Here is a 25,527-nt window from a genome sequence, read left to right on the forward strand (position 1 = left end):
TCACTTCAATGGCTTGAGCATGCCGAGAAGCGTCGGCACCAGTTCGCTCACCGTCGGATGAATGTGCATGGCGCGTTGCAGCGTCTTGTAGGAAGCGTCGGCATTCATGATGTCGATGAACGTATGAATGACCTCGTCGCCTTCGATGCCGTAGATCTGCGCGCCTAGAATCCGCTCGGTGCGGGCATCGACGAGCGCCTTCATGAAGCCATCCGTTTCACCGCGTTCCTTCGCGCGGCCTACGCGCGACATCGGCATCGTGGCGATGAGCGCCTCACGCCCGTCCTTCCTGACCTCCGCCTCGCTCATGCCGACGCGCGCGAACGGCGGATCGACGAACACGGCGTAAGCCATGATGCGGGTATCGACGCTGCGCGTTTCGCCATCCAGCAAGTTGGCCGCGATAATCTCGTAATCGTTCCACGACGTATGCGTGAACGCGCCGCGTCCGTTCACGTCGCCCAGCGCCCATACGCCCTCGACGCGCGTACGCAATTGCCCATCCACTTCGATGATGCCGTGCTTGTCCGGCTCGATGCCAGCGTGTTCCAGACCGAGATCGTCCGTGTTCGGCGTGCGGCCGGTGGCGAACAGCAGATGCGAGGCATCGATCGTTTCGCCCTCGGTGACGATTCGCACGCCGCCGTTTTGCGTTTCCACGCGACGCGGTTCCGTGCCGAAGCGAAACTCGATGCCTTCGCGCTGGAGCACGTCCTGCATCGCAAGCGCGACGTCCTCGTCTTCGCGCGCAAGGATGCGCTCGCCGCGTACTAGAAGCGTGACGCGGCTGCCGAAGCGTCGGAACATCTGCCCGAATTCGAGCGCGATATAACTGCCGCCCACGATGACGAGATGCTCGGGCACTTCGGTGAGTTCGAGAATCGATGAATTCGTGAGATACGGCACGCCGTCGAGCCCGTCGACCTTCGGCACCGACGCTCGCGTGCCCGTGTTGATGAAGATCATGTCCGCGTCGATGTCCTGCTTCGAGCCATCGGCGGCTTCGATTTGCAGCGCATGCGGACCGGTGAAGCGCCCGTGTCCCTCGAATACGGTGATGTCGTGCGTGTCGCGCAGCCACGCCTCGATGCCATTGCGCGAGCCGGCGATGACCTCGTCCTTGCGCGCCTTGACGCGCGCCATGTCCACTTTCACGTCGCCGCCGACGATCACGCCGTACTTTGCCGCCGTGCGCGCCACATGCGCGGCGCGCGCGCTCGCCACATAGGTCTTGGTCGGCGTGCAGCCGACATTCACGCACGTGCCGCCAAAAAGATGCCGCTCGATCACGGCGGTTCGTTTTCCGCTCTGTGCCAGCCGCACGGCGAGCGGCGAGCCGCCCTGACCTGTACCGATGACGACCGCATCGAAGTGCTGTGACATGCCTTGATCTCCTGAATGCGCACGCTGAACCGGTGTCGCCGAACCAAATGGATACAGCATGCAAAACGCAAATTAGCCAGCCAATATTACGCGGATCGTTGGGCCCAAGCAGGTTTGCTGCAGGCATGGGCATGTGACGTGCTTGCTGTTGTCTTCTCAGCCGCTTGCATTGATCCTGCATGCAGAATGCAAACAAGGATCCAGACGGCTCCCCGCCATCCTCGAAACAATCGAACAGGGCTTCCATGACCGAGACGATGTGGTTTCTCATCGTCGGCGGCGTGCTCATTTTCATGGGGCTCGCCAGTTCGACATTCCGGCATTTGCCGATCAGCACCGCGATGTGCTACCTCGCCATTGGCTTCGTGCTGGGGCCGGGCGCGGCGAACATGCTGCATTTCGATCTCGCAACCGACGCCACGGTTTTGCGACGCATCACCGAAGTCGCGATGCTCGCGTCGCTCTTTGCCATCGGTTTGCGTCTGCGCGTGCCGCCCACGGACCGCATCTGGATACTGCCGCTACGGCTCGGCGTGGTCGCGATGGTCTTGACCGTCGCCCTGCTCACCGTCTTTTGCGTGTATGTGCTCGGCTTCAGCTGGGGGCCTTCGCTGCTGCTAGCCGCGATGCTCGCGCCGACCGACCCCGTGCTCGCTCATGATGTCCAGGTCGAAAAGCCTGGCGACATCGACTTGTTGCGCTTTTCGCTGACAGGCGAAGGCGGACTGAACGATGGCATCGCGTTGCCCTTCGCGCTGCTCGGCATCGCGGTATGCCGGTTCGAAGCGTCGCCTGCAGCGGTGCTGCATTGGAGCTTCGCATTGCAGGCTTTGTGGGGCATTGCCGGCGCGCTCGGCAGCGGCTGGTTCCTCGGGGAACTGGCTGTGCGGCTCGTGGCTTATCTGCGCACGCGCCACGGACAGGCGCTCGGTCCGGAAGGTTTTTATGCGCTAGGACTCATTGCCTTGTCGTATGGCGTCGCCGAATTGCTGCACACGTATGCGTTCCTCGCCGTGTTCGCGGCGGGACTCGCCATGCGACGCGTGGAACAGAAAGCAAGCGGTGACAAGTCCGCGCGCGAAGCGGTCGGCACGATCGACGCCGACGATGTCGGCGCCACCGCATCCGACCCGGCCCGCGCGCACGCCTTCATGGCCGAGCGCGTGCATGGCTTCACGATCGAACTGGAACGTATCGCCGAAGTCGCGATCATGCTGATGGTCGGCGCCGTGCTCGCCACTATCTGGCGCGAGCTGTTCACGTGGCAAGCGGCCTTGCTGATCGGCTGCCTGTTCTTCGTGGCGCGGCCGCTGTCGGTGGAGGCATCGCTCATCGGATCGGGCGCACATGGCGCGCAACGGCGGCTGATGAGCTGGTTCGGCATACGCGGTGTCGGCTCGTTTTACTATCTTTTGTATGCAATCGAGCAGGCGCCGAAGGACGTGGCCAAGCCGCTCGTTCCGCTTGTCATCGCGGTGATCGTGGCGTCGGTGATCATTCATGGCGTCACGGCGACGCCCTTGATGAAGCGGTATCAGCGTGTAATCGATCAGGCTTGAGGTGTGGCAGCGTGCATGCAAAATGCCGAAGTGGCGCTGTCTTCATGTCCGCTCTCAGGTGCGCTCTCATGTCCGTTATTGCCCCGCAGACCGACGAGGCGTATCTGAAGTGGCTGGTTCAGAGCGTCGCCATCCGCGGCGCGCTCGAAACCATATTCGCGCCTTGATAGAGCTTTCCAAAACGGTTATTCAAAAACGCCGCGAGCGGCACCTGCTCCTGACGCACGAACCCGCTTTGCGGCAGCACGCCTTCGCGGAACAGATCGAGCTCGGCACAGATGGCGCCCGCCGTCGTGATCTGTATTGCGCTCATCGGCATGCCGCCGACTTCCTTGGCAAAGACCTTGCGCGTGAAGACGTTCTGCACGAGTTGTCCCGATGGGCCGCCGCGCATGCCCGTTACCGTGACGAAGATCAGCACCACGTCCTGCGAAGTCGATGGCACTGCGCGCTTGAGCATTGCCTTGAGACCGTCGCGATCGGTCGACATGCGCAGATCGTCGAGGAGGAACTTCATCAGATCGCGATGGCCGGGGTATCGAACCGACTTGTAGTCGAGCGATTCCACCTTGCCCGCCAGCGTCTCGCATAACGTGCCGAGCCCGCCCGAAGTATTGAAGGCCTCGTACTCGATGCCATCCAGCGAAAAATGTTCGACGCCTTCGAGCGGCTGGACCCATTGCGTGCGGCCATCGCGGATCGCTTCGCATGGCTGACAGTACTCGTTGATGAGTCCGTCGATGCTCCATGTCAGGTTGTATTTGAGCGCATTGGTCGGAAACTCGGGCAGCGCACCGACGCGCATTTTCACTTCGCGCACGTTATCGAGCCGCTCGGCCAGATCATGCGCGACGATGCCGATGAAACCCGGCGCGAGCCCGCACTGCGGCATGAAGGCCACGTCCGAACCCTCCGCGATGGCGCGAATTGCATGCGTTGCGCGCACGTCCTCGGTCAGATCGAAATAATGGACGCCCGCCGCCTTGGCCGCCGATGCAACGCTGATGGCAAGGTAATACGGCAACGCGTTGACGAGTGCGTCGAAGCCGTGGAGCGCCTGACGCAGCGCGGGCGTATCGGCGGAATCGACGCGGCGAGTCGCGATTCCCTCCGCTTCGAGCGCGGTGAGCGCCTGTTCGTCGCGATCGAATGCAACGACTTCGAAGTCTCCCGTGTCACGAAGCAAGTGGGCGATGCTCTTGCCGATCAATCCGGCGCCGACTAACGCTACTTTCATCGTTGTTCTCCTAGTGTATTTTGCATTTTGTGTCGCCTGGGAAGGCATACTGAATACAGTTTAGGGACCGACGAATACTGATCCTAGACGCAAAATGATGCGTATCGACGATAATTTTCGACGTTTTGACGATGTATCGCTGCGTTTTGTATCGTCCTAACTCGAACGGTCGATTTTGCGCGCCAGAATGATCGAGGTGGTGGTGCGCTCCACACCTTCCAGCGCGCCGATTTCATCGAGCAAGTCGTTCAGGCGATCGGGCGAGTCCGCACGCAACCAAGCGACGTAATCGAACTCGCCGCTTACCGCGCAAAGCAGCTGCATCTCCGGCATGCGCGCGAAGCGTTTCTGCACGTCGCGGCCGAACTTTGGCGCGAGCTTGATGCCGACGTAAGCCTGAATACTGGCGTCGAGCACGTCCTGGCCTAGCCGTACGCCGTAGCCCGCTATCACGTTGTTCTTTTCGAGCCGCGCCATGCGCGCGATGACTGTGGTGCGCGCCACGCCCAGCTGACGCGCGAGATCGGCAACGCTTTCACGCGCGTTCGTCTGCAATAGCGCGACGAGGTTACGGTCGATGTCGTCGAGCTGGTCGAGGCGCGGGGGTCTCATGTCGTCCTTCTCGCTGTGATGTTTGGCGTTTGTATTGCGTTATGCGTTTTGTGTACCGCATGCGGTATGCAATCGGCCGCAAGCAGGATTATCGCCGACGTCACCGCCCGATCTTGCTTGAGCTTCCTTTACGGAATTTTCCAGAGAAGTATCGGATGTAAGCAGTTGTGGCAATCGAGGTGAATTGTCAGGCAGGCGTGTTACTAATAACCGCCGACGACGTTTCTGCCTTGACTGAGATCAACCAGCAAGCGCGCTTTCTCTTAATTCGACTAAGGTTTCGGAATGAAAAAAACATTTTTAGCACTGGCGGCATCTTGCATGCTTAGCGCCGCGTTCGCACAGACCGCGGCGCCCTCCGCGGCATCTGCCTCCGCCACGACGGCGGCATCGGCGCCCGGCGCCACGAAGCGCGAAGCTCGCGTGGAAGAACGTATCGCCCAATTGCATGCAAGCCTCAAGATCACATCGCAGCAGGAAGATCAGTGGTCGAAGTTCGCCGACGTGATGCGCGACAACGCGCACACGGTGGGCGATCTATACCGCCAACGCGTTGCACAACGCGACACCATGTCCGCGCTCGATGACATGAAGCAATACGAGCAGATCACGCAGGCCAATGCAGACGGCACGAAACGTCTGGTCGAGGCTTTCGAGCCGCTTTACGCAAGCCTTTCGCCGGAGCAGAAGAAGCTTGCCGATACGAGCTTCCGTCAAGAGCATCATGATCGCGCAAAGAATGCACGCGCTCGTCATCCGTCGCGCGCGGGCGCAACACAACCGACATCGACGACAAAGCCTTAAGCCGCAGCGCGTAAGCGCTTGAATGCTTGGCATTCGGCAGCTTTGCCAAAACCCGCATCGGGCGTCATCATGGCGAACGAAGCGGGTTTTTCGTATTCTGGATGCAAAATCATCCGATTGCCGTTACGATCCCGCACCGCAACCGCATTGGCCGACTAATCATGCTCCATCTATCCCGCCTCGATCTCACAACAGATGCTGCCGCGCGCCGCGTCGTCAAGGACGAAGCCGTGACCGTGGAATTCGCCGCTGCGCCTGGCGAGCTGATGAGCTTGGAAGGTCCGAATCGCTATGCGCCCGCCGACGCTATCGTGACTGGCGCGACGGGTGAACGCTGGGTAGTGTCGCGTGACCGGTTCGATCCCAAGTACGTGCCGGAAGGCGGCATCGCGCATGGCGAGGCTGGGACTTATCGCAACAAACCGAGCGTGGTTCTTGCGCGGGAGATGCATGAGCCTTTTTCCATCGCGCGGTCAGAGAATGGCGACGTGCTCACCGGCGAGGCGGGCGATTGGGTCATGCAGTATGCGCCGGGCGACTATGGCGTCGTGAAGGCGGCGCGCTTCGCCAAGGTTTATCGCGAAGTTTGAAGGCGCTATGCAGGGACGTGGCACGCAGCATGCAAGTTGCTGCGTTCGACGGGGATGGCCTCAACGAGCGTGCAAATCACGCGGAATTCGAATGCGAAGTGCAGAAGCGTGGCATACGGAATTCAAATCGCACGTATGCCGAAGACAGCCTCAACCAGGTTCAATAAATCCACGCGACTTCGAATGCGAAATGCCAAGGCGTGGCATACAGAATTCAGATAGCCGCATCCGACGCGGACAGCCGCATAGCGCACGCACATCCGAGTGCAAGATGCGAAAGCGAACAGCCAACTCGCATCTAAATCGATCACCCGTTCCGCCCCACCTCGCTCAAATCTCGAATACAAAACGCAACCTGTCGGCATACAGAATGCAACCTACCCCTTCACGCGAAATCCTCTCCCATCTCGATTTCAAGCTGCCGCGGGACCGCCTCGCCATTCGCGTATGCTTCTTCCAGCGAACCCAGCGTCGCCTCCACATAGGCACGTAACACTGCATAGCTTCGTGCATGCATCCTCACCGGCATGGCTCGATATCGTGCCAGCGCGGCAGCATCGAAACGCACGTCGATGGCAATGCGCCGCGCCGTCGAACCGAAACGCATCGCGATGTAATGAATCGTCAGCGAGGTACGGCCTTCGTCGTCGAGGCGTTCGGCGAATTGCGTCTGCTCGGGGAAGAGATCGCTGATGACATGCGCAAGCATGTCGATGTCCGCGCTCGGGCAGTCGTATTGGTAGTCGTCCATGGATACTCGATGAATCAGGATTGGCGCGTGACTGCGGCGCGATAGTAGCGCACGAGCGCCACGGTGACGATCACGCCGAGCACGAGATACACGGCATCGGCGGCGGCGAGCGGAATCAGGCGCGCTTGGAAGAGCGCGGCCGGCATGCCGACGAGCGCGTGGGCCGCAATCAGCACGCCAAGCGCATGACGCGACCGTTCGCGCAGCATCTGCCACATCAGTGCCGAGAAGCCGAGTTGGAAGGCAAACGCACTCGCCCGCTCGACCACGAAGATAGCCGCCGACACAGGCGAGAGACTCATGAGCACCAAGTGAATACGCGCTACTGCATCGAGCGGCGCGCTTTCGAAATGCGCATCGAGCGTACCGTTGTTGGCCAGGATCGCATACACGATCCATTGCGCCTGTACGAGCACGCCGACGATCCACGCCTCCGCGCCACCATGTCCGATGCCGTAACCGAGCGCTGGACCGGGACGATCGAGCGCGCCGGGCTCGCGCGAGATGAGCCACTTCATCGCCAGGAAGCGGCCCACTTCCTCGCACAGGCCCGCAGTGATGGCGCCATAGACCACGAAGACCGCGGGATTCATCAACCACGCGGACGTGGCCGGATTGCCCAGCATGAAGCCGTGCAGCGCGCGCTCGATCACCATGGCGAAAAGCGCAAACACGGCAATGCCGAGTATCGCCTCGCGCGGCACGAGCTGAAAACGCGGCCTCGCGAGCTTGTACAACACGACCGGCAATGCAGCGATGATGAGCGTGGCGAATCCCACGCACAGCAACGTCGATAGACTGACCATTCAGGTTCCTTGTGATGCTTCGTGTCTTGCTCTCGTCGTCGATGCGCGCACGACGAGTTCTCCCGGCAACAGACATTCGCGTGGCGGCATGACCGCGCCGCCGAGCCGCTCATGCAGAAACTCCACCGCGCGTCGGCCGATATCGTAAGTCGGCTGCCGCACCGTCGTCATGCCGGCGAGTTGCGCCCACTCGGAATCGTCAATGGACATCAGCGCGACGCCCGCTTGCCAGTCCGCGCCGTATCGTTCCTTGAGATGCACCGCGACGCGCAGAGCCACCGGACCGTTCGCCGCGAACAACGCGACGCGCCGGTTCGCCGCGCGCGCACCTTCGATGCGCCGATCGATTTCTTCGAGCGTGGATGCCGCATCGGCGAGATCGATCACGAGCGTCGCGCCGTTTGCAGCACGCGCGCTCACGCTTTCGCGAAACGCGGCCTCGCGCAAACGACGCGAACTGACATGCGTGACCGGCTGCACGATGAAGAGCAATTCGTCGAAGCCTTCATCGATGAGATGTCCGGTTGCCAGTGCAACGGCCGCCGGATTGTCGAGCCCGACCATATCGGTAACGATGCCTTCCACCGAACGATCGACCAGCACGACCGGAATACCGCCTTGCGTGAAGCCTTGCAACAACGCTTCCTTCACGCCGAGCGCATTCACGATCACGCCTTCGACGCGATACGTCGTAAGCAGTTGCAGATAACGCCGCTCCATGTCGACTTCATTGGCCGCGTGGCAGATGAGCGGCATGTAGTTGAGCGCATGGCACGCGGCTTCCACGCCTTGCAACACTTCGACGGAGTACGGATTGGTCAGGTCGGCGAGCAGCATGCCGATCAGTCGATTGCGCCCGCGCTTCAGGCCGCGCGCCATCTGATTCGGTCGATAGTCCAGCCGCGCGATGGCCGCCTCGATACGCTCGCGCAAATCGGGCGACAACACGCCCGTCTCGCCGTTCAGATAACGCGAGATGCTGGTCTTGCCGGTGCCGGCTTCGCGCGCGACATCGGTGATAGTCGCGCGGCGCGCCCCGAAAACGCGCGGCCGGTTGCTTGAAGTGGGATCGTCGGACATGGTGGTCGTGATGGCTTGACGAACGCCCGACATCGGGCGAGCGGTATCGACATCGTTGTCGTTGGCCTCGGCATGCGCATGTTAGCGCATCGTGGCTGCCCGGCGATCCGATCCGCGTTCAGCGCTTGAGGACTTCGCGATTCACGATGTTCTGCGTGAGCGTGCCATCGAGCGCGCCGATGAGGTTCTCGGCGGCGTTGAGGTTCATCGCGTGACGCGTTTCATGCGTGGCCGAGCCGATGTGCGGCAACGCGACGACGTTCTTCAGCTTGAGCAAGGGCGAATCGACGGGCAGCGGTTCCTTGTCGAACACGTCGAGGCCTGCCGCGCGAATCGTGCCGTCTTTGAGAGCTTCGATGAGCGCCGCTTCATCGACGGTCGGTCCGCGTGATGCGTTGATGAGAATTGCGCTCTTCTTCATTTTCTTGAGCTGCGCCGCGCCGATGATATGACGCGTCTGAGCCGTGAGCGGCACTTGCAGAAGCACGAAGTCGGATTGCGCAAGGAGGTCGTCGAGTTCGACACGCTTCGCGCCGTAGTCCTTCTCTGCTTGCTCGTTGGAACTGCGATTCGTGTAAAGCACGTTCATGCGAAAGCCCAGCGACGCGCGTCTTGCCACCGCGCCACCAATGCGACCGAGCCCCACGATACCAAGCGTCTTGCCCTGCACATCCACGCCAAAACCTTCTTCGCCCAGGCTCGCTTTCCAGTTCCCTTCCTTGACCCATTCCGCGAGTTCCACCACGCGGCGCGCGCTGGCGAGGATCAACGCGAAGACCGTATCCGCGGTCGATTCGGTGAGCACGTCAGGCGTATGCGTGAGCACGATGCCGCGTTTGGTCAGGTCGTCGACATCGAACGCATCGAAGCCTACCGAGACCGTCGAAAGCGCCTTCAGACGCGTCGCGCTTTCGATCATCGCGGGCGTGATCTTCGCGCTCGCACCGATGGCGCCGTCGGCATCCTTGAGCGCCGCCACGAATGCATCGTGATCGGCCGGATCGACGTGTACGACATCCGCATGATCGAGAAGGTACGCTTCGACATCGGATGGCAAGGACTTGTAGGCTACGATTTTCTTTCGGCTCATGGAGTTTTCAGACCTTTGCAGGCTCATGGTAAGAGTGGATGACGGCCGCTACGTTCATGCTTTCCATTAAAGCATAGACAGCAGCAGCGCTCTGGAGCTCTGGACATCAAGACCCCACGGCGACGCGCGGACTCACCACCGCTGGCGGCTTTACGGCCAGCGTCAACGCCACGGCCACGAGCAAGGCCGCGCTCATGAAGACGTACGACGCAGCCGGCGATCCAGTGGCCCCGTTCAGGTATCCGACGACATAGGAACCCACGAACGAACCGAGCGCGCCCATGCTGTTGATGAGCGCCATGGCACCGCCCGCGACGTTCTTCGGCAGCAGTTCAGGCACGATCGCGAAGAACGGCCCATAAGGCGCGTACATCGCCGCGCCCGCAATCACGAGCAAGACGTACGAAGCCCAGAAGTGGTTCGATCCAAGCAGATACGAACCCGCGAACGCCACCGCGCCGATCAGCAGGAACGGCCATACGAAGGCCTTTCGCGCCTGCAGTTTGTCGGAGGCCCAGGAAGCGAGCAGCATGGCGATGGTCGCGGCGAGATAAGGCACTGCGGATAGCCAGCCCGTCTCGACCATGCCGAGCGTGGAGCCGCTCTTGAGGATGGACGGCAGCCAGAGCACGAAGCCATACACGCCGATGCTCCAGCAGAAGTATTGCGCGCACAGCTTGATGACAGCGGGAGACTTGAATGCCTCGCCATAGTTCTTCACCGGCTTGATCGCCGCTTGCTCGGCGCGCAAGGTGGCATCGAGATCGCGCTTTTCCGCGTCCGTGAGCCACGTCACCTGCGCGGGTTTGTCCTTCACGATGAACCACCAGATCACCGCCCACACCACCGCAGGCAAACCTTCGGCGATAAACATGTGCCGCCAGCCGAACGAATTCACGAGATAGCCCGAGACGACCGACATCCACAGCACTGTCACCGGATTGCCGAGAATCAGAAACGTATTCGCGCGTGAACGCTCCGACTTGGTGAACCAGTTCGCGATGAAGACGAGCATCGCGGGCATCACCGCCGCTTCGACGACACCGAGCACGAAGCGGATCGCCATCAGCGACGGTATGTTGCTCACCATGCCCGTCAGCGCGGCGCAACCGCCCCATAAAATCAGGCTCCAGAAGACGAGCTTCTTCACGCTGCGGCGTTCGGCGTAGATCGCGCCCGGAATCTGAAAGAAGAAGTAGCCGAGAAAGAACAACGCGCCGATCAGCGACGACAGTCCCTTGCTGATGCCCAGATCCTGATTGATGCCCGCCGCCGACGCAAAGCCGTAGTTCGCGCGATCCAGATACGCAAGGCTATACGTGATGAAGACGATCGGCATGATCATCCACCAGCGGCGCACGGCGAGAGTCGGGGTTGAAGATGCTTGCATGGTTGTCTCCGAACACAGTTCGATTGAGTCTCTGATGATCACGCCGCGTCGAGGGCAGCGCCCACATCCTGAGCTTCGAGCACGTCGAGCGCGGCGCGCGTGGGCAGGCCCTCGCTGTCGCCGATCACCTGAATCGCCAGGGCGCCGATGCGGTTGCCGCGCGCGATTGCATGCCGCACGTCGCGGCCTTCGAGCAGCGCGCTCACAACGCCGACCGCGAAGCCATCGCCCGCGCCGACGGTATCCACGACCTTCGCGACGGGCACCGCGGGCACGATGCCGGCATCGCCATCGACGGTGCGGAAATACGCGCCGTATGCGCCCAGTTTCACGACCACGCCTTTCGCGCCCTGATCGAGATAAAACTTCGCGATGTCCTCGGGTTTCTCGTAGCCCGTCAGCGTCAACCCTTCGCTCACACCCGGCAGCACCCAGTCGGCAAGCGCCGCGAGCGCGTTGAGCGATTGCGCCATCGCGTCGCGCGACGGCCAGAGTGTCGGGCGCAAATTCGGATCGAAGGAAATAGTCTTGCCTGCTGCACGCATTTCGCGGGCCATGTGGAAAGCCAGTTCACGCGAACTCGCGGAAATGGCTGGCGCCACGCCTGTCAGGTGCAGATGCCGCGCGTTGAGCACGTAATCAGCGGCGTAATCGTCAAGCGAAAGATGGCTTGCGGCCGAGCCCTTGCGGAAGTATTCGACTGCCGGATCGCTGCCGTCGTCGCACTTGCCCTTCAACTGGAAGCCGGTCGGATAGCGCTCGTCGATACTCACGCGGCGCGCATCGATGCCTTCGGCCGCGAGCACATCGAGCACGTATTGACCGAAGGAATCTCGCCCGACACGGCTCATCCAGCCCACCTTGAAGCCGAGCCGCGACAACCCGATAGCCACGTTCAGATCCGCGCCCGCGACGCGTTTGGTGAACTGGCCGACCTTTGCCAGATCGCCGGTTTCGGCGGCGACGAACATGGTCATCGCCTCGCCGTACGTAACGATGTCGAGGGCGTTTCGTTGTGATTGCATGCGGTACCTTGTATTCAAAATGCCGCGATACGCGCGACCTGAACGGCGGCGTCATCGGCGTCGAGAAAGGGATATTCGATTCCGCGCGGCACGTCACGCGGCAATTGCGCGAGGAGCGCGGCGAAGTGCGCATCGTCTTGCGACGGGGCTATGGCGAAACGTCGCGCGCCCTCGCCTGTCACTGCCTTGCAATGGATATAGGCCACGTGCGGCGCGAGACGCACGGCGGCATCGAGCGGGTCTTGATCCGGCCAGCGCCAGTTGCCAGTGTCGAAGGTCATCGCAAGCCCGTTTTGCGCCTGCGCGGGCAAAGCCGCGAACAACGCCTCGAACGCGCCGATCGTGCCGCCCGCCTTCAACTGGCCATTTTCGGCGACCACCCGCGCCGGTGACGACGCCACCGCGTTCAGCAACCGATCGAGCGTTGCCGCATCGGTCGCCACGCCGCGTTCCGTGCCGCCCAATTGCAGCTTCACGATGCGCGCGCCCAGCGCATGTGCCTCGCCGATGGCCTGGGCGAGCGCACTGTCATCGAGAGCGCCATCGTCGCGAAACAAGGTTGCGGGCGTCGAGTGGACGGCCCACAAACCGAGTGTGCGGATGCGCGCGCCGAGACGCGAGAGCGCGTCGAAACTGGCATCGGATTCGTCGGCGAAAAGTTCGCGGCGCACTTCGAAACCCTGGGCGCCAGCGCGCGCGGCGGCTTCGGCGCAGACTGCGTGACCATCGGTGCGCACCGTGGCGGAGCCGAAGGCGCTGGCGACTACGACGACATCCGGGCGCATGCCGATTTTTGAAACATCAGATGAAATCACGCCTCTTTTCCATTGAAAACTGACAAAAACTAGTGGTTGGAACCGGTTCCATTACTGCTGTTTGAAAAGGACGCCGCGGCGCCCCAATGAAGACGAATAGTGCTCTTGGCGGTGCGCGTTGCGCCATAGTGGAATTCCCTAGCCGAGAATCGAGGCGTCCTGGCAGAGTTCGAGAAAGCGCGCGGCGACACGCGAAGGCGCGTCGGCATGAGGAAACAGGATTGAAAAGCGGCGCGTGAGCGGCGCCGGGCCGACGTGTACGCGTTGCAGCATGCCGTCCTCGTGCCGGATCGACATTGCCGAGACGAAGCCGATACCCATGCCCGCCCGCACCGCTTCCTTGACGCCTTCGACGCCCGCGATTTCGAGCGCGACGCGCACGGCCACCTTGCCCTGGGCGAACGCGCGCTCGACGATCTGCCGCACGCCCGAGCCGCTTTCGCGCAGCACGAGCGGATAGCCGCCGATTTCATCGAGCGTGGCGTCTTGCCTTTCGGCGAGCGGATGACCGCGCGGAACGATAGCCACGATCTCGTCGTCGCGCCAGGCAGTCACCGTAGTGCCCGACGGCAACTCGCCACTTGGCTGGCCTTCGATGAGCGCGATATCGAGCGAACCGAGCGCAGCGACGATTTCCGCCGTGTTCCCGTCGATGGTCGTCAGCGTCACATCGGGATAGCGCTTGTGGAATGCGGCGATCAGATAAGGCAGCAGGTAGCTCGCGGGCGTCGTGCTCGCACCGATGCGCAAAGTGCCGCGCTCGAGCCCGCGCAACGCGTCCCGCAGCGCGTGCGCTTGCCGGAAGCTCTCGCGCACACGCTCCGCGTGGACGAGCAGCTGTTCGCCGGCTGCGGTCAGGCGAACGCCCCGGCCGTCGCGCAGATAAAGCGATTCACCGAATTCGTCCTGCAAAAGCCGAAGCTGCCCCGACACGGCAGGCTGCGACAAATGCAACGCAACAGCCGCGCGGCTGATGTTGCCGTGCTCGGCGACGATAGCGAAAGTTATCAGCTGATCCGGGGTCATTCTGCCAATCTATCAGATAAACCGATACATTGCATCCTAAATCACGATTTTTCATATGCTTATGAGTGATTTAGGATTAGCAAATCGCAACGCAATGTCAAAAGGACGTCTCCATGTCCGCCGTACCCGCCGCACCGTCAATCGCCGAAGCATCGTCCACGCGTGGGCAGCTCAACGGAATTCTGTTCGTCGCGCTGTTCGCGGCAGCCGTGACGCATCTGTCCGCGCTGCCGTTCATCGCTGGATTGGGCATCAGCCCGTTGATCGTCGGCATTGCTGCGGGGACGATCTACGGCAACGCGCTGCGCCACGGCATGCCCGAAAGCTGGGCGGCGGGCGTGAACTTCTCCGCGCGCAAATTGCTGCGCATCGCGGTGGCGTTCTTCGGGCTGCGCGTGAGTCTGCAGGAAATCGCGCACGTCGGGCTGTCGGGTTTCGCGGTATCTGTGCTGGTGGTCGTGAGTACGCTTGCCATCGGCACATGGTTCGGCATGAAGGTCATGAAGCTCGACCGCGATACCGCCTTGCTCACGGCCGCCGGCAGCGCCATCTGCGGCGCCGCGGCCGTGCTCGCGTTCGAATCGACCTTGCAATCGAAGCCCCACAAGAGCGCGATGGCCGTTGGCAGCGTGGTCCTGTTCGGCACGCTCTCCATGTTCCTCTATCCGCTCGCGATTCACGCAGGCTGGTTGCATCTCGACACGCTCGGCACGGGCCTTTTCTTCGGCGGCACGATTCACGAAGTCGCGCAGGTCGTTGGCGCGGCAAGCAACGTGAGCCCGGAAGCGGCGCATATCGCGACAATCGTGAAGATGACGCGCGTCATGTTGCTCGTGCCGGTCCTGCTCGTGGTCGGCTTCTGGATCAATCGCAAGCGTCATGATCAAAGCGCACAAAGCGGCACGGGCAAGCTCGCGGTGCCCTGGTTCGCCTTCGGCTTCCTCGCGCTCGTGGTGGTGAATTCGCTGCACGTGTTGCCCGCCAGCGCGACCAGCACGCTCAACACGCTCGATACCTTCGCGCTCACCATGGCGATGACCGCACTCGGCATGGAAACGCGCATCGCGCAGATTCGCGAAGCGGGTCCGCGTGCGATTGCAACCGGCGCGATTCTGTATGCATGGTTGATCGGCGGTGGACTTGCGATCACGTATGGTGTGGAGCGTCTTTTCGGCTGATCGTATCGATGCTGGACACAAAAGAGCCGTCGACTGAACCGACGGCTTTTTTGCATTCGAAGCCCGCTTTCGCGGCTTACGCGTGCTTCAACGCTTGTTCGAAATCGGCGATGAGATCGTCGATATCCTCGATACCCAGCGACAAGCGCAGCATGCCGTCCGAAATGCCCATTGCGCGGCGTACGTCCGGACCGGCTTCGTGGAAGATGGTCGGTGCAACGGGGATGATGAGCGTGCGTGTATCGCCGAGACCGGTCGCCTTGATCGGGATCTGCAGCGCGTTGACGAAGTCGATCATGCGTTCGGGATGGCGCAACTCGAATGACAAGAGCCACGAGCCGTTTTTGAACAGACTCTTCGCGACTTCATATTGCGGATGACTCGGCAAACCCGGATAAAGCACGCGACCCACCGCTTCGTGTTTCTCCAGGAACTGCGCCAGTGCGAGCGCGTTATCGCTGCTCTTGCCGACTCGCAACGCCAACGTCTCCGCGCCTAGCGCAATCTGATGCGCCTGCTCGGACGACAACGCCGCGCCCATGTCGCGCAAACCCTTCTTGCGAATTTGCAGAAGCCCTTGCTCCTTTGCGGGCGAGCGCCGGTAGTCATCCGCGATATTCGGGTACGTGCTCCAGTCGAAGACGCCCGTGTTCGTGACCGCACCGCCGAGCGCCGCGCCGTGTCCTGCAATCGTCTTCGTCAGCGAGTTGACGACGAGGCTCGCGCCGACATCCTTCGGCCTGAAAAGCGCTGCGGACGTGATGGTGTTATCGACGACATAAGCGAGCCCGCGTTCGCGACACAGTTCGCCGATACCTTTCAAATCCGGGATCTGCGTGCCCGGATTCGCGATGGTCTCGACGAACACCATGCGCGTGTTGGCCTTGAGCGCGTTGGCGACGTTAGCGACATCGCCTGCATCGACCACCGTCACTTCGATGCCGAGCGCGCGCAGCGTGCCGAACACGCTATTGGTATTGCCGAAGACGAACTGGCTCGACACGAGATGATCGCCCGCGCGCAGAAGCGTGAGAAACACCGCGCAGATTGCGCCCATGCCGGTGCTGAAGCAGATGGAACCCGCGCCGCCTTCGAGCTTCGTGATCTTGCGCTCGAGCGCCGCAGTGGTCGGCGTGCCCTGACGAGCATAGTTGAACCCGCCCTTCTTCGTGCCTTGAAACACGCCGATGAGATCTTCCACGCGTTCGAAGCCATACTGAACCGACGTATGGATGGGTTGACGCACGCCGCCATGCTCGACGCCCGCGTCACGATCGCCGTGTACGATGCCAGTGGTGAAGCCTTGCTTGTCCATCTTCTCTCCGCTTCGAAGTCGTTCGCTCTCTGACGGGCATCGCGAGTCAGCCCTCGAGCAAAGGCTTCATTTTACATCGCGGCCCGCGCCGCCACGGCCCCAGGCGGGTACGCGTGTTGCTCGCCTGAACACTCGTTCGCGTGCTCGACCGCGCGGCAAGCAGCACGCGATTAACTTGCCAACCCAAGCATCCGCCGCGCATGGCGTCAAAAGCACGGCACGTTTGACAAGGAGCCCACGCATGGCTTACGAACTCTATTACTGGGACGGATTGCAAGGCCGGGGCGAATATGTGCGCCTCGCGCTCGAAGACGCGGGCGCCGAATACATCGATGTCGCGCGTTCGAAGAAAGGCATGGACGCGATGATGAAGCTCCTCGGCAGCAAGACCGAGCCGCACATTCCGTTCGCGCCGCCGTTTCTGAAGGACGGCAATCTGATCGTGCCGCATGTCGCGAATATCCTGCTGTATCTCGGCCCGAAGCTAAAGCTCGCGCCGAAGGACGAAGGCTTGCGCTACGTAGCCCATGGCTTGCAGTTGACCATCGCGGATATCGTCGCGGAAGTGCATGACACGCATCATCCGCTCGCGACCGATCTCTATTACGAAGACCAGAAAGAAGCCGCGAAAACGCGCTCGAAAAATTTCCTGGACCAGCGCGTGCCCAAATTCATGGGTTATTTCGAGCGCGTGCTGAAGCAGAATCCGCACGGCGACACGCAAATGGTCGGCGACACGACGACCTACGTCGATCTCTCCGTCTTTCAACTCGTCGATGGCCTGCACTACGCCTTCCCGCGCGCGATGAAGACCTTCGGCAAGCACTATCCGCGTGTCGCGGCGCTGCATGACGCCGTGCTGCAACGGCCCAATATCGCCGCTTATGTCGATTCGGAACGGCGCATCCCGTTCAACGAATCCGGCATTTTCAGGCACTATCCCGAACTCGATCAGGACGCGAAGTAAGACGCGTCACTGAGTTCACTGATCGCCTCAACGAAACAAGGAGCCAGCATGATCGAAACGATTCCCTCCTTCGGCCTCGGCACATTCCGTGTCGATGCCGCGAAGACCACCGAAGCCGTCAGAAGCGCATTGCAGATCGGCTTTCGTCATATCGACACCGCGCAGTTCTACAACAACGAAGCCGCCGTCGGCGCGGGCGTGCGCGAGTCAGGCATTCCGCGCGAAGACGTCTGGGTGACGACGAAAGTCTGGTGGGACCGGCTGCAGCACGACAAGCTGATCGCGAGTCTCAAGGACAGTCACGAAAAGCTCGATATCGGCACGATCGATCTCGCGCTCGTGCATTGGCCGTCGCCCGAGAGCGCGGTGCCTATCGCCGAAACGCTTGGCGCGTTTCAGGAAGCGCAGAAGCTCGGCCTCATCCGTCATTACGGCGTGTCGAACTTCACCGCGCCGCTGCTCGAACAAGCGCTCGAGGCGCCGGGCGGCAAGGAGATCGTGACGAACCAGATCGAAGTGAGCCCGTTCCTCGCGAACCGCGCGTTGGTCGAAGCCACCCAACGGCTCGGCGTGAAAGTGACCGCCTATATGCCGCTCGGCGAAGGCCGCGCGCATAACGACATGACCATCAAGGCCATCGCGAAGAAGCACGGCGCGACGCCCGCGCAAGTGACCTTCGCATGGCTTCTGGCGCGCGATATCGTGGTGCTGTCGGCATCGACGAATCCGGAGCATCAACAGATCAACTGGGATGCGCAAAAGCTCGAGCTCGACGCCGACGACATCGCGAAGATCGACAAGCTCGACGAAGGCAAGCGCAACGCGAATCCTTCGTTCGCGCCGAAGTGGTGAGCGCGTAGACCGAAGCGCTGGATGCATCACTTGAAAAGCCTGGCTGTCTTCGATAGCCGGGCTTTTTTTCGCGCGCTCGAAAGTGGACGGATGATGCGCAATGCTATCCTTGCGTCGGCCTTATTCCATTTGCTTCTAAGCTTTCCACGATAATCCGTGCTTTCGTTCCTGCTTCGGCTGCGCACGCGCGCTCAACAACTCTTCCGTTTGTCGGATGCGCACACCATGCTCATCTGGGCAGTCGTCGTCGGCGTTGCGGGCGCGTTCGCGACATCGGCGTTTCGTGAAGGCATCGATTCGCTGCAACGGGCGTTCGGCGGCGAACCCGGCAACTTCGTCAAGATGGCCGAAAGCCTGCCGTGGCCGCTGCGTATCGTGTTGCCAGCGGCGGGCGGGCTCATCGCGGGCTTCTGTCTGATCGTCGCACGGGTTCGTCAAGACAAGCACGCGAACACGGATTACATGGAAGCGGTGACCATCGGCGATGGCGTCGTGCCCGTGTGGCAAAGCATCTGGCGCAGCCTGTCGTCGCTTTTCACGATCACGAGCGGCGGCTCCATCGGCCGCGAAGGGTCGATGGTGCAGCTCGCCGCGCTCGCTTCATCGCTTATCGGACGCTGGGTCCACTTCGATCCGCCGCGCCTGCGACTGCTCGTGGCGTGCGGCGCGGCGGCCGGGATCACCTCCGCATACAACGCGCCGATCGCGGGCGCGTTCTTCGTCACCGAAATCGTGCTGGGCTCCATGGTCATGGAGAGCTTCGGGCCGATCGTCGTGTCGTCGGTCGTCGCCAACATTACGATGCGCGAGTTCGCCGGGTATCGGCCGCCTTACCAGATGCCGGTGTTCCCGCCCATCGCGGGCCTCGAAGTGCTGCTCTTCGTCGTGCTCGGTTTGCTGTGCGGCGCGCTCGCGCCACACTTCCTGCGGCTGCTCGCAGAGTCGCGCAAGCGCTTTGCGAAGTTGCCGCTGCCCTTGCCGATTCGTCTCGCGCTCGGCGGACTGATCGTCGGCGTCATTTCGATCTGGTGGCCCGAAGTCTGGGGCAACGGTTATGAAGTGGTGAACTCGCTTCTGCATCAGCCGTGGACGTGGTCCGCGCTCTTGCTGGTGCTCGTCTTCAAGCTCCTCGCCACCGCCGCGACGGCCGGCTCGGGCGCGGTAGGCGGTATCTTCACGCCCACGCTTTTCGTCGGCGCCGTGCTCGGCTGTCTCTTCGGTCTCGGCGTTCACGCCATCTGGCCGCATTCGACTTCACAGCCATTCGCCTACGCCATGGTGGGCATGGGCGCGTTTCTCGCCGCGGCCACGCACGCGCCGCTCATGGCGATCCTCATGATCTTCGAGATGACGCTGTCGTACTCGGTGGTGTTGCCGCTCATGCTTTCGTGCGTGGTGGCATATTTCATTGCCCGAACCTCCGAGCAGACGTCGATGTACGAAGTCACCCTGCGTCGCACGCGCGAAGAGAAGGAGCGTCTGCGCCTCGCGGCCACGCAGATGCGCGAACTCGTCAAGCCGCCCGATACCGTCGTCCCGCTCGATGCAAACGTGAACGACATGACGCGCGTGTTCCTCGAATATCCCGTGAAGTATCTGTATGTCGTGGATGACGCGGGGCGCTTTCGCGGTGTGGTCGCACTCAAGGACATCACGTCCGATCTTCTCGACAAGCAAGACACATCCGCGCGTACCGCCGCCGATTACCTCCAGCCGCAATTCGACGTGCTCACACCCGACATGTCGCTCGGCGAAGCACTGCAGCACTTCCTCGCGTTTCAGGGCGAGCGGCTTCCTGTCATCGAAAAAAAGAGCGAACCGCTGCTGCTCGGTGTCGTGTACAAAACCTCTCTTCTCGACGCATACTTCCGTCTGAATCCGACGCAGCGCTGAAAGTGCGCGGCTGTGCAATTTCGCGGCGCATGCCGATCCGCAACGCTGGGTGAAAGCGGATTATTCATAAGTTAGAAATCACGCGAAGTGTTTGCGCGCGAGCACCGCTCGTTGCGCCCGTGCGAGGTCTGCTTCATTGGCATCCACGCACGAACGGTGCGTGAGGGACGTATCGGCATAGGCTTTGCTTGATGCTTCTCGCTGCCTACGTGAGGAGGGGTTGCCCGATGAAGACCTCAACGTTGTTGACGATGGCATTGGTTTCGGCGTCGTGTTACGCCGCGCCTCTGCACACGAGTTCGACTGACGATTCGGCCGTAGTGGCCGCAACGCGCGCTGCCTTGCGTGTGAACGCCGGGCCGGTCGCGCCGCCCGCGCCCGAAATCGCGGCAGATAGTCTCGACCACGCGCACTGGCGTCATGTGCCGCTGCCGAAATCGCGTACGCCGAGTCACGGTATGGCAAGCCAGACCATTCAGGTACAGACCTGAAGCGCTCACTTCTTCATCTACAGGAATTCCATGTCGGATACACCCGGAACTCAGAGCCTGAACGACGAACCCATCGACGATGAAATCGCCGAAGTCCTGCGTTATGCCACGTTCCCAGCCAACAAGGACGCACTAGTGAATGCCGCGCGCGAAGCCGGTGTCAGCAACGATGTGATTGCTGTCTTCGATGGTCTGCCCGAGCAAGACTATAAGGATGCGAATTCCGTCGAGCAGTTGCTCGGAAGCAATGGCGGTCCGGGAATCTCGGTCTAGGAAGGGCGTCTCAAAGAGCCGAAGTTGTCCCCAGCAATTGGGGACCACCCTGTTGAAAACCCGCTGTGAACTCGTCTAAGCATTTGACGCGCAACGAAAAACACCCTGCGCTTCAAGTCGCGCCAACCTGCCCGCGCCCTCTGCATAACTTATCCCCCGCAAACGGGGAAATGCCTGTGGAAAAGCGCTTGGCGACTCAGCTAATCTCTTGATTCTGTTCGCAAATCGCCGTGCGGTGCGGATCAAGTCATGCTCTACGTGGCAAACGAATAGCTCGAACATTGACCGACTTGTCCACAGATTCTGTGGACAAGCCTGTGCAGTACGTTGCTCTTAGCTCCCGCGATACTGCGCCGCACTGGCCGGCGCGGCCGGCACGGCCTTCTTCGCCGGCGGCTTGGAAGCCGAGCCCGCAGCCGCACCCGACGACATATAAGCCGGCGCCGCCTTGGTCGTCTGCTTCTGTCCGGCAGGCGGCGCTGTCGGCGCATTGCGCATGTCGGCCAGCATCTGCGCGCACGGCAACGGCTTGTTGTTGCTCGGCTGGATCAGCGGAATCAACGCGGCAAACGGGTTGATGAGTCCAAGACCGACCATCGCACCGCCGCGCACCGCCAACGCGCCGACATTCACGCCAACCTTCGGGTCCTTGAACGTGCCCTTCACATACAGCGGCGAACGCAACGAAAAGATGCGGAAGCCCTTCGTATGCGGATGAATCCCCAGATCCATCTGTTCGCTCTTCAGATTGATGTTGCCGTCGACGTTGATGACCGCGTCGTCGGTATCGAGTGCGAAGACGCGCGAGTCGAGCACGCCATCCGTGACGACGAAATCGGTCGCGGCGCAGTTGATGTTCACATCGCGCTTGCCGAAGAGCTTCTCGTAGACGACGTTCGCCACGTTCAGGCCCGCCGCTTCCATGTACAGCCGGCTCACGGTGCCCTGCGTCACGAGCGCCTTTATCTCGCCGTTAGACGTTGCAGCAAGCGCGGCGGGCGAATTGCCGGTGGCGGACAAAGCTGCGTCGCCGTTCACTTCACCGAGCGCGGATTGCATGGTCTTCACGGTCGGGAACAGCTGCTTGAGCTTCAGATGCCGCGCCTCCGCCGACACGCGTCCCTTAAGAGGCGCCGCACTGCCATCCAGATGAATGTTCGACGAGAACGCGCCGCCCGCCACGCCGAACTTGAGCGGTTCGAATGACAGCACGCCATCCTTCATCACGACGTGCGTATAGAGATCCGTGATCGGCAGGTCGGGGTCCTTGATGATGCGCTGACCGGTGAACTTCACGTCGGCATCGATGGCCTTCCAGCGATCGGTTTTAAACTCCTCGGTCGGCAACGCCTTCGCCGACGGCTGCTTTTCCGTCTCGCCGCGCTTGGCTTTGCTCGCGTTCGAATCCGCACCGATGATCGGCGCGAGGTCCGCGAAACGCAGCAGATGCGACACGAGTTCGCCCTGAAGCAGCGGTCGCGGCTTCCTGCCCGCATAGACGAGCGAGCCGTTGATGTCGCTGCCACCCACGCGGCCCGTGAAGTTCTCGTAGTGGAATACGTTGCCGTCTTCCTTGAACTGACCGGTGAGACGCCCTTCCGTGGCAAAAGGAGGCGTTTCCGGCAGGGTCACGCCCGTGAACGGATACAGATGCGCCATGCTGACCGCCTGAATCCACAGCCGCAGATCGAGCGCCGCGAGATGAGCGGGATCGGTCACGGTGCCGACGAACGCGATATGCGTGTCACCCAGGCGCACATCGGCCTGAACGGGGAACGGGCGCGCCGCGTCCTGCACCGCGAGCACGCCGCCGAGCTTGCCGTCGCCGGAAACTTTGCCGCCGTTGTAGGTGCCCTTGACCGTCCAGCCGAAGGCATACGGCGGAATCGGCGGCTTCACGCCTTCTTTCGTCGTGATGCTCTGATTGGCCGACGTACTCGCCGGATTCGGCGCCGACGCATTCGCCGCCGCAGCCGCGGATGCAGCCGAAGCGGCGGACGCCTCCGAGGCCGCCGCTGCATCCGTCTGCTTTTCCAGCTTGGCCGCGCCGCTCTTGCCGACCATCTCCGCCGACGATTTGCTCGACGCCTCTTGTTGCTGCTTCATCACTTCGCCGATCGGCACGGCCTGGCCGAGCGTATCGATATCGACCTGCATCTCGGCCTTGGTCACTTCGTCGTGCACGCCGACCGTGCCTTTTGCAAGCGAGATATCGCCGAGCTTGAGATTCCACATCGAAGGTTCGGTGGACTGCTTGAACTTGAACGTCCAGTTGTTGCGGTTGTCCTTGAGCCGCTCGACATCGATGGAAGGATCCACCAGATTGATCGCGGGAATGACGATGTCGTGCGCGAGCAGCGGCAGCACGGCCACCTGAAAGTCGATTTCGTCGAGCGTGGCGAAATACTGGTTGCGCGCCCAGTCCGGGTTCGCAATAGTGATCTTTTCAGCCGAGAAGCGCGGCCACGGCACCCAGCGTTTCCAGCCCGTTTCGTTAGGCGGACGGCGCCAGCCTACCTTCAGGTCGCCGGTAATATGAAACTGCCGCCCAATAGCTTGCGAGACTTTGTCATCGACCCACGGCCTCAGGCGATTCCAGTCGAACGTCAGGAAAATAACCACGATCACCGCTATCAGTACCGCCAGAACGGCAAAAAACCATGCGACGATCTTTCCGATTTTTCTGCTCGTGCGGGCCTGCGCCATGACCTCTCCATCCATTTTTTCTGATTGTGTGTGGCGCAGCACAGAGTGTGCCCGCGTGACGGTCGACGTGTGTCATGAGCGCCGCATGTCATGGGCAACGCCCGGCCTTTTCCGTAAGATGACGGCTCGATAAACGCCCCACGAGGCCCGATGCCTTCTTCTTCACTCGTCGCAACCGTTGGCGTCGCACGGCGCGATACCGCGCGCGGCACCGTCCTTTTGCATCCCACGGATTTCGTGCTGAGCGAAGGCGAGCGCGCCGCGATCACGGGACCGTCGGGATCGGGCAAGAGCGTCTTTTTGCGTACCCTCGCGCTGCTCGATGCCTGCGACGAGGGTTACGTGACTTGGCGCGGCGAGCGTATCGCGCGCGCGGGCATTCCGGCTTATCGACGACGCGTGGCCTATATCGCTCAACGGCCCGCGATGCTGGACGGAAGTGTCGAGGACAACCTGCGTTATCCGTACACACTCAAGGCTTATCGCGATGCCCGTTTCGATCGCGCGATGGCCACGCAACTCGCGGAAGCGGCGGGACGCGGCGCGGACTTTCTCGACAAGGCCGCGAGCGAGTTGTCCGGCGGTGAGGCGCAGATCGCCGCGCTCGTGCGTGTACTGCAACTCGCGCCCGACGTGCTGCTGCTCGACGAGCCCACGGCATCGCTCGATCCGGCTTCGGCGCGTTCGATCGAAGCGCTGGTCAACGCGTGGTTCGAATCGGCGGACAAAGCGGATGACAAACCGGGCAACAAGCGCGGGAGCATCTGGGTATCGCACGACCCCGAACAGGCCGCGCGCGTGGCCACGCGTCATTTGTCGATGAACGCGGGCGTCCTCACCGAAGCGAGCGCGCCATGAACGGTTATCAAAACCTCAGTCTCCTCGATATCGCGCTTGCGGCGGCGCTGATCGTGGTGAACGGCGCGTTGTCGATCGCGCTCAATCTCGGGCTCGAACGCAAGCTCGCGATCGCGGCCATACGCACCGTCGTTCAATTGCTGCTGATAGGCTATGTGCTCGGCTGGGTGTTTGCCTTCAGCCGGTGGTATGTCGTGCTGCCGCTCATGGCGTTGATGACCATCATCGCGGGATTGTCCGCTTCGAATCGCGGACGGCGCACCTACGCCGGACAACGCGCCGACAGCATCGTGTCGATCTGGGCCAGTTCGTGGCTGATCGGCGCATTCGGGCTGTTCGTCGTGATCCGCATTCATCCGTGGTACGAGCCGCAATACGCCATACCCATTCTCGGCATGATTCTCGGCAATACGCTCACGGGCGTGTCGCTCGGCATCGAACGCATGACGGAGGAACTGACCGCCGGACGCGCGGCCGTGGAGATGTCGCTCGCATTAGGCGCGACGCGCTGGGAAGCCGCGCAAGGGCCCGCGCGGCAGGCCGTGCGCGCGGGCATGATTTCGACGCTCAACCAGATGACCGTCGTGGGCCTCGTCAGTCTGCCGGGGATGATGACCGGTCAGGTGCTGGCGGGACAATCGCCATTGCAGGCGGTGCGCTATCAGATCGTCATCATGTTTCTGATCGCGGCGGCTTCGGCGCTCGGCGTGGTCGGCGCAGTCGTGCTGACGTATCGGCGGCTGTTCTCGCCGGATCACCGCTTCATGGCCGCGAAACTCGTGGAGAGGAAGGCGAAGAAGCGCTCTGCCTGAAGCGCTTCCTTTTC

Annotated in this window: 24 protein-coding genes; 11 read left to right on the plus strand and 13 right to left on the minus strand. The window is 61.7% G+C overall.

The window, feature by feature from the left end:
- A complete protein-coding gene (locus tag QCE79_RS07135) occupies positions 1 to 1,383 on the minus strand; it encodes an FAD-containing oxidoreductase (protein WP_309843015.1) in 1,383 nt (460 codons plus the stop codon).
- 245 nt (positions 1,384 to 1,628) lie between these two features.
- Here QCE79_RS07135 and QCE79_RS07140 point away from each other — a divergent pair, with 245 nt between their 5' ends.
- On the plus strand, positions 1,629 to 2,942 hold the full coding sequence (locus tag QCE79_RS07140) for a sodium:proton antiporter (protein WP_244827819.1): 1,314 nt from the start codon (positions 1,629 to 1,631) through the stop codon (positions 2,940 to 2,942).
- A 118-nt stretch (positions 2,943 to 3,060) separates the two neighbouring features.
- On the opposite strand, the gene QCE79_RS07145 is transcribed toward QCE79_RS07140, so the two are convergent.
- Together QCE79_RS07145 and QCE79_RS07150 are read right to left on the minus strand one after the other, a co-directional pair.
- Entirely contained in the window at positions 3,061 to 4,179 is a 1,119-nt protein-coding gene (locus tag QCE79_RS07145) for a saccharopine dehydrogenase C-terminal domain-containing protein (protein WP_250525771.1), read from the minus strand.
- Between the two features lie 156 nt (positions 4,180 to 4,335).
- Positions 4,336 to 4,791 carry an Lrp/AsnC family transcriptional regulator gene (locus QCE79_RS07150; RefSeq protein ID WP_250464575.1) on the minus strand — a complete coding sequence of 152 codons (456 nt, stop codon included), beginning with the start codon at positions 4,789 to 4,791 and terminating at the stop codon, positions 4,336 to 4,338.
- 285 nt (positions 4,792 to 5,076) lie between these two features.
- Here QCE79_RS07150 and QCE79_RS07155 point away from each other — a divergent pair, with 285 nt between their 5' ends.
- Positions 5,077 to 5,595 (plus strand): Spy/CpxP family protein refolding chaperone, encoded by a 519-nt coding sequence (locus QCE79_RS07155; protein WP_309843017.1) that lies wholly within the window; start codon positions 5,077 to 5,079, stop codon positions 5,593 to 5,595.
- 161 nt (positions 5,596 to 5,756) lie between these two features.
- Positions 5,757 to 6,185 (plus strand): PGDYG domain-containing protein, encoded by a 429-nt coding sequence (locus QCE79_RS07160; protein WP_309843020.1) that lies wholly within the window; start codon positions 5,757 to 5,759, stop codon positions 6,183 to 6,185.
- A 385-nt stretch (positions 6,186 to 6,570) separates the two neighbouring features.
- Here the strand turns inward: QCE79_RS07160 and QCE79_RS07165 are convergent, their stop codons facing one another.
- The 8 genes from QCE79_RS07165 to QCE79_RS07200 form a co-directional block, all read right to left on the minus strand.
- Positions 6,571 to 6,936 carry a DUF3022 domain-containing protein gene (locus QCE79_RS07165; RefSeq protein WP_250464566.1) on the minus strand — a complete coding sequence of 122 codons (366 nt, stop codon included), beginning with the start codon at positions 6,934 to 6,936 and terminating at the stop codon, positions 6,571 to 6,573.
- Between the two features lie 14 nt (positions 6,937 to 6,950).
- Positions 6,951 to 7,742: a YhfC family intramembrane metalloprotease gene (locus QCE79_RS07170; protein ID WP_244827813.1), complete on the minus strand. Its 792-nt coding sequence runs from the start codon at positions 7,740 to 7,742 to the stop codon at positions 6,951 to 6,953.
- Positions 7,743 to 8,822, minus strand: coding sequence for a LacI family DNA-binding transcriptional regulator (locus tag QCE79_RS07175; RefSeq protein ID WP_250464700.1), 1,080 nt, complete (start codon positions 8,820 to 8,822; stop codon positions 7,743 to 7,745).
- Positions 8,823 to 8,940: 118 nt separating this feature from the next.
- On the minus strand, positions 8,941 to 9,912 hold the full coding sequence (locus tag QCE79_RS07180; RefSeq protein WP_309843024.1) for a D-glycerate dehydrogenase: 972 nt from the start codon (positions 9,910 to 9,912) through the stop codon (positions 8,941 to 8,943).
- Between the two features lie 106 nt (positions 9,913 to 10,018).
- The gene (locus QCE79_RS07185) at positions 10,019 to 11,302 is read right to left on the minus strand and encodes an MFS transporter (RefSeq protein ID WP_250464560.1); all 1,284 of its coding nucleotides are present in this window, start codon (positions 11,300 to 11,302) and stop codon (positions 10,019 to 10,021) included.
- Positions 11,303 to 11,340: 38 nt separating this feature from the next.
- Positions 11,341 to 12,327 (minus strand): sugar kinase, encoded by a 987-nt coding sequence (locus tag QCE79_RS07190; RefSeq protein ID WP_244827810.1) that lies wholly within the window; start codon positions 12,325 to 12,327, stop codon positions 11,341 to 11,343.
- Positions 12,328 to 12,341: 14 nt separating this feature from the next.
- Positions 12,342 to 13,112, minus strand: coding sequence for a TIM barrel protein (locus tag QCE79_RS07195; RefSeq protein ID WP_309845235.1), 771 nt, complete (start codon positions 13,110 to 13,112; stop codon positions 12,342 to 12,344).
- A 168-nt stretch (positions 13,113 to 13,280) separates the two neighbouring features.
- Complete coding sequence (locus tag QCE79_RS07200) at positions 13,281 to 14,168, minus strand: LysR family transcriptional regulator (protein ID WP_309843027.1); 888 nt, start codon at positions 14,166 to 14,168, stop codon at positions 13,281 to 13,283.
- Between the two features lie 113 nt (positions 14,169 to 14,281).
- Between QCE79_RS07200 and QCE79_RS07205 the strand changes: the two genes are divergently transcribed.
- Positions 14,282 to 15,346 carry a YeiH family protein gene (locus tag QCE79_RS07205; protein ID WP_250464556.1) on the plus strand — a complete coding sequence of 355 codons (1,065 nt, stop codon included), beginning with the start codon at positions 14,282 to 14,284 and terminating at the stop codon, positions 15,344 to 15,346.
- Between the two features lie 76 nt (positions 15,347 to 15,422).
- On the opposite strand, the gene QCE79_RS07210 is transcribed toward QCE79_RS07205, so the two are convergent.
- A complete protein-coding gene (locus QCE79_RS07210; protein WP_309843030.1) occupies positions 15,423 to 16,661 on the minus strand; it encodes a cystathionine gamma-synthase family protein in 1,239 nt (412 codons plus the stop codon).
- 241 nt (positions 16,662 to 16,902) lie between these two features.
- Between QCE79_RS07210 and QCE79_RS07215 the strand changes: the two genes are divergently transcribed.
- The 5 genes from QCE79_RS07215 to QCE79_RS07235 all read left to right on the plus strand — a co-directional run bounded on the left by QCE79_RS07215 (position 16,903) and on the right by QCE79_RS07235 (position 21,137).
- Complete coding sequence (locus tag QCE79_RS07215) at positions 16,903 to 17,628, plus strand: glutathione S-transferase (RefSeq protein WP_309843032.1); 726 nt, start codon at positions 16,903 to 16,905, stop codon at positions 17,626 to 17,628.
- Between the two features lie 48 nt (positions 17,629 to 17,676).
- Entirely contained in the window at positions 17,677 to 18,480 is an 804-nt protein-coding gene (locus QCE79_RS07220; protein WP_250508950.1) for an aldo/keto reductase, read from the plus strand.
- A gap of 156 nt (positions 18,481 to 18,636) precedes the next feature.
- Positions 18,637 to 20,373, plus strand: coding sequence for a ClcB-like voltage-gated chloride channel protein (locus QCE79_RS07225; protein ID WP_244827804.1), 1,737 nt, complete (start codon positions 18,637 to 18,639; stop codon positions 20,371 to 20,373).
- Positions 20,374 to 20,600: 227 nt separating this feature from the next.
- Positions 20,601 to 20,864 carry a hypothetical protein gene (locus QCE79_RS07230; RefSeq protein WP_244827803.1) on the plus strand — a complete coding sequence of 88 codons (264 nt, stop codon included), beginning with the start codon at positions 20,601 to 20,603 and terminating at the stop codon, positions 20,862 to 20,864.
- A 30-nt stretch (positions 20,865 to 20,894) separates the two neighbouring features.
- A complete protein-coding gene (locus tag QCE79_RS07235; protein WP_250464545.1) occupies positions 20,895 to 21,137 on the plus strand; it encodes a DUF2795 domain-containing protein in 243 nt (80 codons plus the stop codon).
- A 333-nt stretch (positions 21,138 to 21,470) separates the two neighbouring features.
- Here the strand turns inward: QCE79_RS07235 and QCE79_RS07240 are convergent, their stop codons facing one another.
- Complete coding sequence (locus QCE79_RS07240) at positions 21,471 to 23,843, minus strand: AsmA family protein (RefSeq protein WP_309843036.1); 2,373 nt, start codon at positions 23,841 to 23,843, stop codon at positions 21,471 to 21,473.
- A gap of 150 nt (positions 23,844 to 23,993) precedes the next feature.
- On the opposite strand from QCE79_RS07240, the gene QCE79_RS07245 reads away from it, so the two are divergent.
- Positions 23,994 to 24,701 carry an ATP-binding cassette domain-containing protein gene (locus tag QCE79_RS07245; protein ID WP_309843039.1) on the plus strand — a complete coding sequence of 236 codons (708 nt, stop codon included), beginning with the start codon at positions 23,994 to 23,996 and terminating at the stop codon, positions 24,699 to 24,701.
- Positions 24,698 to 25,513 (plus strand): ABC transporter permease, encoded by an 816-nt coding sequence (locus tag QCE79_RS07250; RefSeq protein WP_309843041.1) that lies wholly within the window; start codon positions 24,698 to 24,700, stop codon positions 25,511 to 25,513. Before QCE79_RS07245 ends, QCE79_RS07250 begins: the two co-directional genes overlap by 4 nt.
- Positions 25,514 to 25,527: the final 14 nt, after the last annotated feature.

This window comes from Caballeronia sp. LZ003 (genome assembly GCF_031451465.1).
Lineage (GTDB): Bacteria > Pseudomonadota > Gammaproteobacteria > Burkholderiales > Burkholderiaceae > Caballeronia.